Raw genomic sequence first — 13057 nt, forward strand, 5'->3', positions numbered from 1 at the left:
TTCTCGCGGGAACCGGCCTGTCTAGCAAAGCGCTGTTGCCGATCGCCGGCAAACCGATGCTGGCGCACGTTCTCGGCGCGCTGTCGGAAGCGCCTGAGGCAGGACCTGTTACCGTAGTCGCACAGTGCACGGCTCCGTTGGCTGCCGATAAGCACATTTCGAGTGCCCATGATCGGGTGGAATGGCGCGACTCGCCGGGTTCGATCGCCGACGCGGTACGGCAGGCCATCGAAGAAGCGAACGGTCCTGTGCTCGTGACCACCGCAGACAACGTGCTGTTGACACCGGCGATGTTGAGTCAATTTCTCACCGAGGGCGCGCGATCCGACGTTTCGGTCGGCATGGTCGAGAGATCACGCGTGGAGGCGGCCGGTTACCTGAGCAAGCGTACCTGGCTCAAGTTTCGCGGCGCACACTGGTCGGGCGCCAATCTTTTTCGGTTGGGCGGCCCTCAAGCTCTGCCGCTGGTCGAGTTCTGGCGCTGGCTCGAACAGGATCGAAAGAAGGGCCTGAAGCTCATCGGCGCGTTCGGACCCGGGCTGCTCCTTGGCGCTGCTTTCCGCTTGGTTGGCATCCACGGGTTCGCCGCGCGAGCGGCATCCCGTTTCGGGCTTAGTGCAACGGTAGTCCCCATGACGGCGGCAGAGGCTTGCATCGATGCCGACAAACCCGCCGACATTCGGATAATCGAGCAAATTCTCGCAGCGCGTCAGACAGACGCCAGCGCCTGATCGATCAGCTTCTGCGCCAAGGCGCGCTCCTGGGCATAGTCCATCGTAGCGTCGATATCGGCAATGGGCGCGCCGCCGAACGACAGCCGCGGCGTCACCGCGATCTTCTGTTCGACGAGAGTGCGCCCGTGCTCCGGCTTGCGCGCCAGAGCCGTGTCCGCATCGATGTTCAGCCGCAACACGAGCGTAGGCACGTAGGTTGCCATCTCGGAGTATAGCCGTGCCTCCCGCGCGGCCAACCAACGAACCGCTCCGCTTTCCGCCCTCGCCGCGGAAAGTCCCGGGCCATCATAGAAGCCGGGCACTTCGATCTGGGGATAGCGATCGGTGATCACCACGATCCCGCGCCGCCGCAGTGCGATCATCTTATCAAAACGGGCCTTTCGCCTTGTCGAGAGCCAATAGACGACGAGCGCCGTTGCAATCCCGGGAATGCTGCCGGACGTATCGCGGGTCCGCGCCGCCTTCTTCTCGATGCGCGGCGCCAGAATGGGGCCGACAACCGGAAGCGCTGCGATTCTGTGGCCCATCGGCCCAGAGCCCAGACCGAGATAAACATACGCGGTCGCGCGCTTGCGATTCAACTCGCGAGCAAGGTCAGCCGCCAACGTCGACTTACCCGAACCGTCCGCGCCGATGATCGCGATCAGCGGCGCGAGATCGCTCATCGCATGTCCTTGTAGTATCCCACCCACGAAGCGATCTCGGTCAAGACGAAGAGTCCGGCCAACACGATCCAAGCTTGCAGCACCCAGATCAAGTCTGTCGGCACCGAACCGGAGTCGAAACCGAAGTAGGCGAAAAGTGTGCCTGCAATCGAGGTGCCGAGAAGGAAGACTTTCTGACGCTCACGCCAGATCATGCGCTTCCACCAAAATTTGTATTTCGGCTTCACCCAACCATGAAAGCGCGGGAATAGCGCCGGCACATCCTTCGCCCAGTCCGCGTGGGCGTCACCGAACTTGCCGCGCAGGAACTCTTCTTCGTAGATTGATACGCGCTCGTAAACCAGGATCGAGAGCAGCAGGACGATGGCGGCAAACGCCCAGCTTCCGCTCAGCATTGCCATTCCGGTATAGTTGACGATCCTACCGACATAGAGCGGGTTGCGTACCAGCGAGTACGGGCCAGTAGTGTTGAGCTCGGCCGCCTCGGCCGCCGCTTTCACCCGTCCGGAAGTCCCCAGCGCTGCCCAGCCGCTCGTGAAGATTCGGACGACCGCGCCTAGAACCGCCACCCCGATTCCAGCCGCGAACCAGCTCCTATCTGCTAGGCCTGTGGCGAACGGACCGAAATCTCGATTGCACCACATGATCGCGATCGCGCCCGCGATCGTGGCGTAAATATAGGTGCCGCGGATGACGAAAAGGAATTTGCCGCTGCGCGCCAGTTCGTGCTGATACATGAGTGTCTCGATTGGCCGGCGAGGGTTCCCGCCCTGGTTGCGGACGCCCTCTAGCCGTTTTTGCCGTTTATGAAAGGCTGGCCGATGCCTGCCTTACGCCAGCCTCAGGACACGCCCGGTTTTGCCTAACGCCAGGCGATCCTCGAGAGGAAGCGCAAAGCGGCATGCTGTCCATGTCGCGCCCAGCGTCAGAATGACAATCGAGGGAATGGCCAACTCATCTGGTAGAAGATTGGCAAACCACGACAACGTAGCTGCGATGACGGCAACGCAGAGGGTAATCGCAAAGGTCTTGCTGAAGTGATCGGAAAACGGGGTCAGTCTTTCATCAAACCACATCTGGAATACCGGCAGGATGGCGCCGACGCACAAGCCGGACGTTACCGCGATGGCCATGCCGGTAAGGCCCCATTCCGGCAGCAGCAGCCACCCCACGATTACAGCGACAACCATTCCCGAGTTGGCGGCGAGGAGCTGCGCCCGGTAGCTCGATATGACTTGCTGTATCGGCTGGGCGGCGCCTGCCAGCGCTTCGACGATGCGTGAACCCACGAGGATCATAACCGCCGGAATGGCTGGATCCGCCTGCTTGCCGAACAGCGAGAGAATGGCCGGCGCACCCGCCGCGAGCACAAGGCCCGCGGGCAAAGCGATGGTTGCCAAGACGCCGGTGGCGAAGCCGTAGATCGATTGCACCTCCTCGCGCGCGCCTCGCGATGCGGCAGAGGCGAGAGGCGACAACACATAAGCGAACGCCAGGCGGATTGCCTGAATCAGGCTCGAAATTTTCCTGGCGATTGTGAACAGGCCGGCCGCCACGGCCCCCGCGGCGCCCGGCAGGATCCAGTTCAAAGCGATCACGCCGCCATCGCTGTAGAACCGCTGCGATAAGTTGGCCGGCATGATCGCCAGGCCGGCGCGAGCGGTCTCCCAAAAGATCGGCCCGTCCGCCTTGCCGCGCAGGAGATCCTCAAGGCTGAAATACCGGACCGACAGACGGGCGGCGAGGATGGCGGTCAGCGTCAGCGACAGGAGATGCGCGACAAGAAGACCGATGAAGCCCCACCCCAGCAGCCAGAACAGGACTGCGAATACCAGCCGTATTATTTGCTCCCAGAATACCCGTAAGCGTATCTCCGGCCCGAAAAGCCGCTGCGCGCGCAGTGCGGAGGTGGCGATCTCTACGAAAGCCCACAGGGGAAGCGCCCATGCGAAGATGCGGATAGCGACGGACAGCCGTTCCTCATCCTCCGGAGCGGCGTTGAATAGATGCGCGGCCTCGTGAGCGTAGATGGCCGCGCCAATTGCGATCGCGAGACACGGCAATACGCCGAGGATGAGCGCGGCGCGAAAGGCGTGCGCCTGCTCGCGCCGGCTCGTCGCCTGGGGCACCGTTCGCTGCATCGCGCTGGTCATGCCGAGGTCCGCGAAGTTCTCGACCAGATTCACGATGCTCCACAGGACCGCGTAGAGGCCGAACGATGCGAGCCCATACATCAGCACATAGAGAGGTTGGGCTACCACCTCGATGAGCCCCGCCAACCGTGCAAGCGTCGACGAGCCCAAGTCGCGTGCGACACGGCGGTTGTCGATGTTCTCAGAAGGTTCGGGGGTGGCGCTCATTGGCGGGCGCGCCGTAGTGGGAATTGCGCGGGAAAGGAAGCGCAGTGCACAAAAGTCACGATTCGGGAGCCTCCCCGCCCTTGCCCTCCATTTGCGACGCGTTAGATAGGCCGGACCTTACCCGAGGACACGCGCGCCGATGGCCACCTTCACGCTTCCGAAGAACTCGCAGATCACGGGCAAGAGCCGTGTCCATACCGCGGCGAACGCCAACCGGCTGAAGAAATTCAAGATCTACCGCTTCGACCCCGATAGCGGCGAAAACCCGCGCTACGATACGTTCGAAATCGATCTCGACGATTGCGGGCCGATGGTGCTGGACGCTCTGATCAAGATCAAGAACGAGATCGATCCCACGCTCACCTTCCGGCGCTCGTGCCGCGAGGGCATCTGCGGCTCCTGCTCGATGAACATGGACGGCCGCAACGGTCTCGCCTGCACCACGGCGATCGAGGACCTGAAGGGCGAGGTGCGCATCACCCCCCTCCCCGCGATGTCGGTGATCAAGGACCTGGTGCCCGATTTCTCGCGCTTCTACGCGCAGTATGCATCGATCCGCCCGTGGCTCCAGACTGTCAGCCCTACGCCGAGCGGGAAGGAACGGCTCCAGAGCCCCGAGCAGCGCGAAAAGCTCGACGGGCTTTACGAGTGCATTCTATGCGCGTGCTGCTCGACCGCTTGCCCCAGCTATTGGTGGAACAGCGACAAGTTTCTGGGGCCGGCGATCCTGCTGCAGGCCTATCGCTGGCTCGCCGACAGCCGCGACGAGATGACTGGGGAGCGGCTCGAGCAGCTCGAGGATCCCTTCCGCCTGTACCGCTGCCATACGATCATGAACTGCGCGAACGTGTGCCCCAAGGGTCTCAACCCGGCCAAGGCGATTGCCGAGATCAAGAAGCTGCAGGTCGAGAAGCACGGCTGAGCCCGTGAGTGAGGACAATCGTTTCTTCCGATACCGGCCCTCGGACGACCATCCCGGCTGGTATACCTGGAACATTATCGACGAAACTCGCTTCAACCACGCGGTCATGGGGCCGATGCTGCTTCGCGTCGAAGACGGCAAATGCCGGGTGCGGATGCAGCCCGAGCGGAAGCACTCGAACCTGCAGGACATGATCCATGGCGCGGTTACGCTGGCGCTCATCGACATCGCGATGTTCGCCGGAATGCGCACGTTGACGGACAACGAGGGCGCGCGAGCGGTGACCCTTGAGCTTTCTACCCAGTTTATCGGCGCGGGCAGGATGAGCGAGCCGCTGGATGCGCTCGTCGAAGTCTTGCACGAGACCCGCCGCACGGTCTTCATGCGCGGTCATGTCGAGCAGGGCGAGCATCTTGTGGCCGCCTATTCCGGGCTGGTTCGCAAGGCAGTAGGCTGATGGCGAGCCTGCTGGCGCGCTACGAGGCACTGATCGAGGGCGGCGAATTGCGCCCGGACCCCGATCAACGACGTGCGAATGAAGCGCTTGATCGGCTGCAGATCAAACTTGAATCGAGCGCCAGCCCCGGCCTGTTCGATCGATTGTTCGCCCGAAGCCGTGCGCAACCGCGCGGAATCTACCTCTGGGGCGGAGTCGGGCGCGGCAAGTCGATGCTGATGGACTTGTTCGTCGACACCCTGGCGATCCCGGAAAAGCGCCGCGTCCACTTCCACGCCTTCATGCTCGAGGTCGACCAGCTAATCCGCGAGGAGCGGGCGAAGGAGGCCGGCGATCCGATCGCGCCGGTCGCGGCGCGGCTGGCCGAAGACGTGCGCTGCCTCGCGTTCGACGAGATGGTGGTGAACAACACCGCCGACGCGGCGATCATGGCCCGGTTGTTCACGGCCCTGATCGTTGACGAGGGGGTGACCGTGGTCACGACAAGCAACCGCCCGCCCCGCGATCTCTACAAGGACGGGCTGAACCGCTCGCTGTTCGTGCCCTTCATCGAACTCGTCGAGACGAAGATGGACGTGATCGCGCTCGACGGGCCGGTCGACTACCGGCTCGACCGCCTTGCAGGGATCGCCACTTGGCACTCACCGCTGGGCGAGGCCGCCACCGCGCAAGTGCGCGAGGCGTTCTTCCGCCTGACCGACTACAAGCCGGAGGACGCCGCCCACGTCCCCAGCGCCGAGCTCGACCTCGGCGGCGGGCGCACGCTGCACGTACCCAAGAGCCTCAAGGGCGTCGCGGTGTTCAGCTTCAAGCGGCTGTGTGGGGAGAACCGCGGTGCGGCCGACTACCTCGCCATCGCCCGCGCCTACCACACGGTGATCGTCGTCGGCATTCCGGTGATGGGCCCGGAGAACCGCAACGAGGCGATCCGCTTCACCAAGCTCGTCGACGCGCTCTACGAGCACAAGGTCAAGCTGTTCGTCGCGGCGGCCGCCGAGCCCGAGGCACTCTACAGCGCCGGCGAGGGCAGCTTCGAGTTCGCGCGCACGGTCAGCCGGCTGGAGGAAATGCGCAGCGCCGATTACATGGCGCAGGGGCACGGTGTGGAGGGTTGAACGGGCCCGCAACGACCCCACATTCCAGGTATTCCGGCGGCAACACCCCGCCGAGGTGGACTACCCGACATGATCGACATCCGCTCGCGCGACAGCCTCGCGCATCGCAACCACGGCTGGCTCGACACCCGCTTTCACTTCAGCTTCGCCGACTACCACGACCCAGCCCGGATGGGTTGGGGCGCGCTCCGCGTGTGGAACGACGACACGATCGCCGCGAAGAGTGGCTTCCCGCCGCATCCGCATCGCGACATGGAGATCGTCACTTTCGTGCTTTCGGGCGCGATCAGCCATCAGGACTCGCTCGGCAATCGCGGGCGGACGGTCGCGGGCGACGTGCAGGTGATGAGCGCCGGCACCGGCATCACCCATGCGGAATACAACCTCGAAGACGAGCAGACCACGCTGTTCCAGCTGTGGATCATTCCCGACAGCGCCGGCGAGAGCCCGAGTTGGGGTACGCGCGAGTTTCCGCGCGACAGCCGGACAGGCGACTGGGTGGTTCTAGCGAGCGGCGACTCCGAGCGCGACGATGCCCTGCCGATCCGGGCCGACGCGCAAGTGCTCGCGGCGAACCTATCGGTGGGACAAAGCCTGCAACGCTCGCTCGACCCGACCCGCCACCAGTATCTCGTGCCGGTCAACGGACGACTGCGGGTGAACGGACAGGAGGTCTCGGCGCGCGACGGGGTAGCGATCACCGGCGAGAATGCGCTCGAAGTCGAAGCGCTCGAGGACGCCGAAGTCGTTCTCGTCGATAGCCGCTAGGCTACCTTCAGGGCCGCCAGGGAGCGGTCGAGCATCAGCAGCTGCCAGAGCAGCCGGGAGTGGTCGGAGCGCCCTGAGATATGCGCTCCGGCCATTCTCGCGATGCGGTCGCCATCGAACCACCCGGTTCGCGCCAGCGCGGCGCCGCGGCTAATGGCCCGCGCCTCCCCCGCGAGCGGCCCTCGCAGCCACTGGGCGATCGGCGTCACGAACCCCTGCTTGGGCCGGTAGAGCACCTCGCGAGGGAGGTACCGCTCCATCGTGTGCTTGAGCAGCCACTTGCCCTGCCCGCCGCGAATACGGAGCCGTTCGGGCAGCCCTGCGGCGAACTCGATCAGGCGATGGTCCAGCAACGGCTCGCGCGCTTCGAGGCTGACGGCCATGCTCGTCCGGTCGACCTTGGTGAGGATATCGCCCGGAAGCCAGAACTTGAGGTCGGCGTATTGGGCGCGGTCGAGCCCCGAGCGAGCCGGCGCGCTACGCATCGTCTCCACCAGCGGCTGCTCGGCGCGGTAGTCGCCCAGCTCGCGGCGGAAGGCCGAAGAATAGAGCGAAGCGCGGATCTCCGGTGCGGTCACGGCGAGCGCCCGCGCGTACCCCTCCTCGCCCGAGGCGGCGAGCGACTGGAAGGTGGTCTTGGCGCGCAGTGCTCGCGGCGCCCAGTCGGCCTTGGGCCAGATGCGTCCAAGCAGGCCGAACACGGGCTCCCGAAGCCCGGCGGGCAGGACCGCTCTCGCGCGTTCCTCAGCGGCCTGGAACCGCTGGCGGCGATAGCCTGCGAAAGCCTCGTCCGCCCCGTCGCCCGACAGCGCCACGGTCACGCTCTCGCGCGCCAGCTGGCACACTCGCAAGGTCGGCAAGGCGCTGGCATCGGCGAAAGGTTCGTCGAACATCGCGGCCAACGGGCCGATCTCCGCGAAATCGTCGCTCGAGACCACGCGCTCGCGGTGGTCGGTCCCGAACCGGTCCGCGACTTCGCGGGCGTAGGACGTTTCGTCGATCGCGCTATCGTCGAACCCGATCGAACACGTGCGGACGGGGTCGCGGCTCGCCTCGGCCATCAGGGCGACGACGCTCGAGCTGTCGACGCCACCCGAGAGGAATGCCCCCAGGGGGACGTCGGCGGTCATCCTGCTTGTGACGGCTTCGCGCAGGCGGAAGAGCAGCTCGCTCTCGAGGTCGGCCGCACTCTCGCGCCGCCGTTCGGCGAAGCTGACGTCCCACCACCGCACCGGCGCGGCGGGCGGCGCATCGTGCCTGAGCAGGCGGTAATGCCCGGCGGGCAGCTTTTCCACGCCTTTCAGGATCGAGCGGTGATCCGGAACGTAGCCCCAGGCGAGATAATCCTCGACCGCCAGTGGATCGATTTCCCGCCGCAACAGCGGGTGCGCGAGCAGGCCCTTGAGCTCGGAGGCGAAGGCAAGGCTGCCGTCGCTGAGCCGGGCCGTGAACAGCGGCTTCACGCCCAACCGGTCTCGGGCGAGGAACAGCGTGCGGCGATCGAGGTCGTAGATGGCGAACGCAAACATCCCGTGCAGGCGGGTGAGGCAATCAGGGCCCCACTGCTGCCAGGCGGCGAGTATCGTTTCGCTGTCGCCTGCGGTACGGAACTGCGCACCCAAGCTCTCAAGTTCGCGGCGCAATTCCTTGAAATTGTAGATTTCGCCGTTGAACACTAGCATCGCCCGGCCATCTGCGGACGGCATCGGTTGGGGCGAGCCGGCGAGATCGATGATCGACAGGCGGCGATGACCCAGGCCGACGCCGGGGGCGGTCCACACCCCCTCGCCGTCGGGCCCGCGGTGCGCGAGCGCGTCCGCCATCGCCCTGACCCGCGCCGGATCGACCGGCTTGGGGGTGCCGCAATGGAATATCCCCGCAATCCCGCACATCGGCGGCGTGCCTAGACCAGCGCGGCAAGCGCGGCAAAGAGGATCGCGACTCCCGCGACGATTGCCAGCGCGACGTCCGGCCCGATGCCGTGGGCTTCGAACCGGACGAGCGGATGCACCGCCGCTTCTTCGGCGGTCAGGCCGGCCTCACCGGATTCGCGTTCGAAGTGCCGCCACGAGACGGCGAGCACCGCTGCCATCACAATCGCGAAGAAGACCCAGCCATAAACGATGTGGTCGAGCCCCCCGGCCCGCTCCTCGCCCACGTACTGCGCCGCGAATATCGTGCCCCACGCCCGCACCCCATTGGCGAGGATCGAGACGAGCCCGGCTCCGGCCACGAGGGCGACGCGCTTCTTCCAGCTAGTGAACCCGGTCCACGCCACGAGGATGCTCAGCGCCGTCATCGCGACGAGGAACTTCACCCCCGAGCACTCCTCGGCCACCACGAACTTGCCGCCCGGCGTGTCGATGTAGAGACCATCGACTACCGCCGGTATGCCGCTTGCATGGGTCATCGCCACGGCAATCCGCGCGGTGACCTGCTGGAGCAGCGGGATCAGCTCGTCGCCGAAAGGGACCAGCAGCAGCGCGTAGCCGAGCGGAAAGGCCGCAACGAGCGCGACCCGTACTCCAAGCAGCGCGGCGATCGCACCCTGGAAGGCGACAATCACGCCCCCTTGCGCAACGAGGTTGATGTCCGCCGCGCGCCCGCCCAGCCACAGCAACATGCCCGCGCCGAGCCAGAGCAGCCCCGGCCACCAGCCTCGGGGAGCGGTCTGCGCCAGCTGGTCGCGCCGCAGCCACAAGAGCCAGGCGAGGATCGCGGGCAACAGGAGGATGTGGTTGTATGTATCGATATCCCACCACTGGTGAGCCATTTTCCGCCATTCGGCGAAAGTGACCGCGAGCAGCGCAGCCGAGGCCAGCGCCAGCCGCCCGAGCGCAACCTGCCATGCCGACGCGAAGGCCATGAGCGCGAGTTCACGCGGCATCGCGGCGTCTTTCGGTCGGCGACAACAGGCATGCGATGGGAGCGAGCGCCGCGGTCCAACTTTTGTTCGCCACCACGAAGCGGCGCGCTGCCGATCCCATCGCCAGTGCGCGGGGACGGTCTGCCAGCAGGCCGATGGCGGCGCCGGCCAGGCCCTCGTCGCTGGCGGCCACGGCGTAGTGAATTCCGGACTCGCCCCCGATGCCCGTCGCCGCCTCGGGCGACAGGATCACGGGGCGAGCCATGGCCATCGCCTCCAGCACCTTGTTCTGCACCCCGCGCGCGATCTCCAGCGGCGCGAGGATGGCGTCGGCGGCGGCGAGAAAGGGGCGAACGTCGGCCACTTCGCCCCACACGCGGGTGCCGTGGAGGCCGCCCAAGGCGCGTACGTCGGCGGTCGGGGCTCGCCCGACGATGTGGAACTGGGCGGCCGGGAAGATCGAACGGACGGCGGGCATGATAGCGCTGGCGGCGCGGCGCACGGCGGCGACGTTGGGCAGGTAATCCATCTGCCCGGTGAAGACGAGATGCGGCCCGGCTTCGCAGGTGAGCGCTTCAGGCGGCGTGACCGTGGCTGGGTCGAAGTGCGCTGCGTCGATACCGTTGCCCACCGCCATGACATTGGATTGCAGGCCGATCCGCGTGCGGAGAAGGTCGGCTTCCGCCTCGCTGACCAGCAGCGTGGCATCGGCGCGGCGTGCGAGGCAGGCCTCCTCGGCGGCCAGCAGGCGGCCCTCGCGGGCATCGATCCACGCCCGCGGCGCGCTTCGCTGCCGGGCGTAGGCGTCGAACTTCGCGGAATCGACGTCGCACAAGTCGACCACGACACGGCCGTGAAAGCCTGGCGGAATATACTGGCCCATCTGCCCGGAGAACACGAACACGGTCTCGATCGGCCGTTCGGCTAGCGTTCGGGCAATCCACGCTTTGAGCGGCGGGCTGTCGAACGCCTGCAGGGAAACGGGTCGACCGCCGGCCATGGCCCGCAGGGCCGAGGGTAGCAGCGCGGGGCGAGGCAAGAGGCAGTGGCTCGCGGCCACTTCGGCCAGCATCGGCTCGGCGGCGAAGTCCGCCGGCGTCTCGCCCAGCGTGGCGACGTGCACGGGCGCCAACGACGCGATCGCCTTCAACAGGTGGTGCGAGCGGATCTTGTCCCCGCGGTCGGGCGGAAACGGCATGCGATGCGCGATGAAGAGGACCTCGCCGGTCATGCAAGGCCGCGGGCGATGGCGGGCCCGAGCCGGTTGACGAGCGGCAACGGCAGGCGCTTCCACGCGGCGATCTTGCCCGAATAGGCCTCGCTGGTCGGATCGACGTCGCGCACTTCCGCCCCCGGTGCCGACCACGTCGCATAGGCCAGCGGCTGGGGTTCGAAGCCCCAGTTCTTCTTGTAGGCGAACGCGCCGCTGCCGACTTTCGAGCGGCCGAAGTCGAACGTGTGGCAACCCCGTGCAAGGGCGTGGCGCATGAGCTCGAAATACATCCGCTCGTTGGCGCGCGAGGTGCGCGCGGCGAATGTGCCGCCGCCCCAGTACGGCATGACCGTGCCGTGGTGGTAAAGGCTGAGCACGCTGGCGACCGGCGCTCCGGCCAGACTCACCGTCAGGATATCGGCGCCGAGATTGTCGAGCACCGCATCGAACAGCGCGCGCGGAAAGACCGGCGTGCCGAGATTGCGCACGCTCGCGGCGTAGACCGCATAGTGAGCTTCGCGATGTCGCTCGCCCGTCCCGGTTTCCACCGCGAAATCATGGTCGAGCGCCTTGCGCACCTCGGCCCGTTGCTTGCGCGGGATGGCCAGCAACTGGGCTTCGTCGTTGGGGGCAAGCGGGGCGGTAAAGCTGGCGTGGCTGGTCGTGCAGACCCGCCATCCTGTCGGGGCGCTGCCGCCGCGGAGTTCGACCGAAGCGCAGGCCCGCCGGGCGGCCAGCTCCGCCGCGGCTTCGCAGAGGGCGTGCGCGGTCGCCTCGCGTTCGGCCAGTGGCCCGCCGCCGACGGCAAACCCGCTCGAGACCAGCGCGCGCGGGAACAGCGGCGAGTGCACCTCGGTCAGAGGCAACCAACCGGTCAACTCGCCGCGTTTCTCCGCAATCAGCCCGAGCGCCCGTTGCCCGGTGCCCCGCTCGACCGCGCACAGCCATGCCGGCCGATGGAAGGGCGTGCCGCCCATGGTGGCCACGAACCGCTCGATTCTTTCGGCCTCTCCCGGGTGGTCGAGGTTCGCCAGCGCGATCGTCTCGGCAGCGAGGGCGAACGGGGCGTTCATGCCGCCAGGCTTGCGGCGTGGGCCGCCTCCCGGTGGGCGAGCATGTCCATCCGGCCCCACGCGAACTCGTGGACGAGCTCGCGCAGCTTGCCGGCCATCCGCTCGAGGTTGGTGTAATGCCTCAGCCGCGAGCGGATCGGCGCGTCCGGAACGCGCGGCTGGGCGGGATCGACTTCCCACGGATGGAAATAGAATACGGCCGGCCGGCGGTCGTGCCGGTTGACCTGGCGGATCGCCCAGCGGCTGAAGGCATAGGGGAGGACGCGGAAGAACCCGCCGCCACCCGCCGCCACGCGCCGGCCACCGAGGATGGCGGTCGTCACCGGCAATTCGATCAGCGGGTGCCAGGGCAGCGGCTGAAAAGCGAATCGCGGCGCGTCGGGCCAGCCGTAGTGATCGTGCGCCACCGGCGCGACCGAGGAGCTGTAGGCATAGCCCTGCTCAGCTAGTTCCCTATAGGCCCACGGAGTCCGGTGATCGATCGAGAAGCTGGGCGCCCGGTAGCCCGAGACAGGTGTTCCGGTGATGTCTTCCAGCACCTTGCGGGCCCGCGCAATGTCCGCGCCGAAGCTCTTGCGGTCGAGCGTGTGCACCCGCGCGTGATCCCAGCCGTGGCTGGCGATCTCGTGACCCGCATCGGCGATGCGGCGCATCAGCGCGGGGCTGCGCCGCGCGACCCACCCCAGCGTGAAGAACGTGGCCTTCACCTCCGCCTCGGCGAACAGGTCGAGGATCCGCAACACGTTATCGCTCACCCGCAAGGGCAGCGCGTCCCAGGTGTCACGAGCAATCACGTTCTCGAAGGCCCCGACCTGGAACCAGTCCTCGACGTCGACGGACAGACCGTTGACGATCCGGCCGGGGGGGATGGTGGGTAACGCCAT

At 66.5% G+C, this 13057-nt stretch carries 13 protein-coding genes; 5 read left to right on the forward strand and 8 right to left on the reverse strand.

The window, feature by feature from the left end:
• The first annotated feature begins 56 nt into the window (after window positions 1-56).
• A complete protein-coding gene (locus tag ACWPM1_RS08785; RefSeq protein ID WP_455694458.1) occupies window positions 57-731 on the forward strand; it encodes a nucleotidyltransferase family protein in 675 nt (224 codons plus the stop codon).
• Here ACWPM1_RS08785 and ACWPM1_RS08790 read toward each other — a convergent pair.
• The 3 genes from ACWPM1_RS08790 to ACWPM1_RS08800 form a co-directional block, all read right to left on the reverse strand.
• Window positions 710-1399: a nucleoside triphosphate hydrolase gene (locus ACWPM1_RS08790; protein WP_455694459.1), complete on the reverse strand. Its 690-nt coding sequence runs from the start codon at window positions 1397-1399 to the stop codon at window positions 710-712. The genes ACWPM1_RS08785 and ACWPM1_RS08790 overlap by 22 nt on opposite strands.
• Window positions 1396-2136: a methyltransferase family protein gene (locus ACWPM1_RS08795; RefSeq protein WP_455694460.1), complete on the reverse strand. Its 741-nt coding sequence runs from the start codon at window positions 2134-2136 to the stop codon at window positions 1396-1398. The genes ACWPM1_RS08790 and ACWPM1_RS08795 overlap by 4 nt, the downstream gene beginning before the upstream one ends.
• A 93-nt stretch (window positions 2137-2229) precedes the next feature.
• Complete coding sequence (locus ACWPM1_RS08800) at window positions 2230-3759, reverse strand: lipopolysaccharide biosynthesis protein (protein WP_455694461.1); 1530 nt, start codon at window positions 3757-3759, stop codon at window positions 2230-2232.
• Window positions 3760-3898: 139 nt separating this feature from the next.
• Here ACWPM1_RS08800 and ACWPM1_RS08805 point away from each other — a divergent pair, with 139 nt between their 5' ends.
• From ACWPM1_RS08805 to ACWPM1_RS08820, 4 genes are all read left to right on the forward strand, one after another.
• Window positions 3899-4681, forward strand: a complete 783-nt coding sequence (locus ACWPM1_RS08805) for a succinate dehydrogenase iron-sulfur subunit (RefSeq protein ID WP_455694462.1) — start codon at window positions 3899-3901, stop codon at window positions 4679-4681.
• 4 nt (window positions 4682-4685) lie between these two features.
• Window positions 4686-5138, forward strand: a complete 453-nt coding sequence (locus ACWPM1_RS08810; protein ID WP_455694463.1) for a PaaI family thioesterase — start codon at window positions 4686-4688, stop codon at window positions 5136-5138.
• Complete coding sequence (gene zapE / locus ACWPM1_RS08815) at window positions 5138-6253, forward strand: cell division protein ZapE (RefSeq protein ID WP_455694464.1); 1116 nt, start codon at window positions 5138-5140, stop codon at window positions 6251-6253. Before ACWPM1_RS08810 ends, zapE begins: the two co-directional genes overlap by 1 nt.
• A gap of 69 nt (window positions 6254-6322) precedes the next feature.
• Window positions 6323-7021, forward strand: coding sequence for a pirin family protein (locus ACWPM1_RS08820; RefSeq protein WP_455694465.1), 699 nt, complete (start codon window positions 6323-6325; stop codon window positions 7019-7021).
• Here the strand turns inward: ACWPM1_RS08820 and ACWPM1_RS08825 are convergent.
• The 5 genes from ACWPM1_RS08825 to ACWPM1_RS08845 are packed head-to-tail and all read right to left on the reverse strand — an operon-like array spanning window position 7018 to window position 13057.
• Window positions 7018-8913 (reverse strand): XrtA/PEP-CTERM system amidotransferase, encoded by a 1896-nt coding sequence (locus tag ACWPM1_RS08825; RefSeq protein WP_455694466.1) that lies wholly within the window; start codon window positions 8911-8913, stop codon window positions 7018-7020. The two genes, ACWPM1_RS08820 and ACWPM1_RS08825, sit on opposite strands and share 4 nt — an antisense overlap.
• A gap of 11 nt (window positions 8914-8924) precedes the next feature.
• Entirely contained in the window at window positions 8925-9908 is a 984-nt protein-coding gene (gene xrtA / locus ACWPM1_RS08830) for an exosortase A (RefSeq protein ID WP_455694467.1), read from the reverse strand.
• On the reverse strand, window positions 9898-11118 hold the full coding sequence (locus ACWPM1_RS08835; RefSeq protein ID WP_455694468.1) for a TIGR03087 family PEP-CTERM/XrtA system glycosyltransferase: 1221 nt from the start codon (window positions 11116-11118) through the stop codon (window positions 9898-9900). The genes xrtA and ACWPM1_RS08835 overlap by 11 nt, the downstream gene beginning before the upstream one ends.
• Complete coding sequence (locus ACWPM1_RS08840) at window positions 11115-12173, reverse strand: FemAB family XrtA/PEP-CTERM system-associated protein (protein ID WP_455694469.1); 1059 nt, start codon at window positions 12171-12173, stop codon at window positions 11115-11117. The genes ACWPM1_RS08835 and ACWPM1_RS08840 overlap by 4 nt, the downstream gene beginning before the upstream one ends.
• Window positions 12170-13057: an XrtA system polysaccharide deacetylase gene (locus ACWPM1_RS08845; RefSeq protein WP_455694470.1), complete on the reverse strand. Its 888-nt coding sequence runs from the start codon at window positions 13055-13057 to the stop codon at window positions 12170-12172. The genes ACWPM1_RS08840 and ACWPM1_RS08845 overlap by 4 nt, the downstream gene beginning before the upstream one ends.

The organism is Tsuneonella sp. HG249, from assembly GCF_053819205.1.

What these genes read in the sequence shown, in the direction of transcription:
- ACWPM1_RS08785 (WP_455694458.1), top strand. Translation starts at nt 57, where the DNA reads ATGCTGGCGCACGTTCTCGGCGCGCTGTCGGAAGCGCCTGAGGCAGGA.
- ACWPM1_RS08790 (WP_455694459.1), bottom strand. Translation starts at nt 1,399, where the DNA reads ATGAGCGATCTCGCGCCGCTGATCGCGATCATCGGCGCGGACGGTTCG.
- ACWPM1_RS08795 (WP_455694460.1), bottom strand. Translation starts at nt 2,136, where the DNA reads ATGTATCAGCACGAACTGGCGCGCAGCGGCAAATTCCTTTTCGTCATC.
- ACWPM1_RS08800 (WP_455694461.1), bottom strand. Translation starts at nt 3,759, where the DNA reads ATGAGCGCCACCCCCGAACCTTCTGAGAACATCGACAACCGCCGTGTC.
- ACWPM1_RS08805 (WP_455694462.1), top strand. Translation starts at nt 3,899, where the DNA reads ATGGCCACCTTCACGCTTCCGAAGAACTCGCAGATCACGGGCAAGAGC.
- zapE (WP_455694464.1), top strand. Translation starts at nt 5,138, where the DNA reads ATGGCGAGCCTGCTGGCGCGCTACGAGGCACTGATCGAGGGCGGCGAA.
- ACWPM1_RS08820 (WP_455694465.1), top strand. Translation starts at nt 6,323, where the DNA reads ATGATCGACATCCGCTCGCGCGACAGCCTCGCGCATCGCAACCACGGC.
- ACWPM1_RS08825 (WP_455694466.1), bottom strand. Translation starts at nt 8,913, where the DNA reads ATGTGCGGGATTGCGGGGATATTCCATTGCGGCACCCCCAAGCCGGTC.
- xrtA (WP_455694467.1), bottom strand. Translation starts at nt 9,908, where the DNA reads ATGCCGCGTGAACTCGCGCTCATGGCCTTCGCGTCGGCATGGCAGGTT.
- ACWPM1_RS08835 (WP_455694468.1), bottom strand. Translation starts at nt 11,118, where the DNA reads ATGACCGGCGAGGTCCTCTTCATCGCGCATCGCATGCCGTTTCCGCCC.
- ACWPM1_RS08840 (WP_455694469.1), bottom strand. Translation starts at nt 12,173, where the DNA reads ATGAACGCCCCGTTCGCCCTCGCTGCCGAGACGATCGCGCTGGCGAAC.
- ACWPM1_RS08845 (WP_455694470.1), bottom strand. Translation starts at nt 13,057, where the DNA reads ATGGCGTTACCCACCATCCCCCCCGGCCGGATCGTCAACGGTCTGTCC.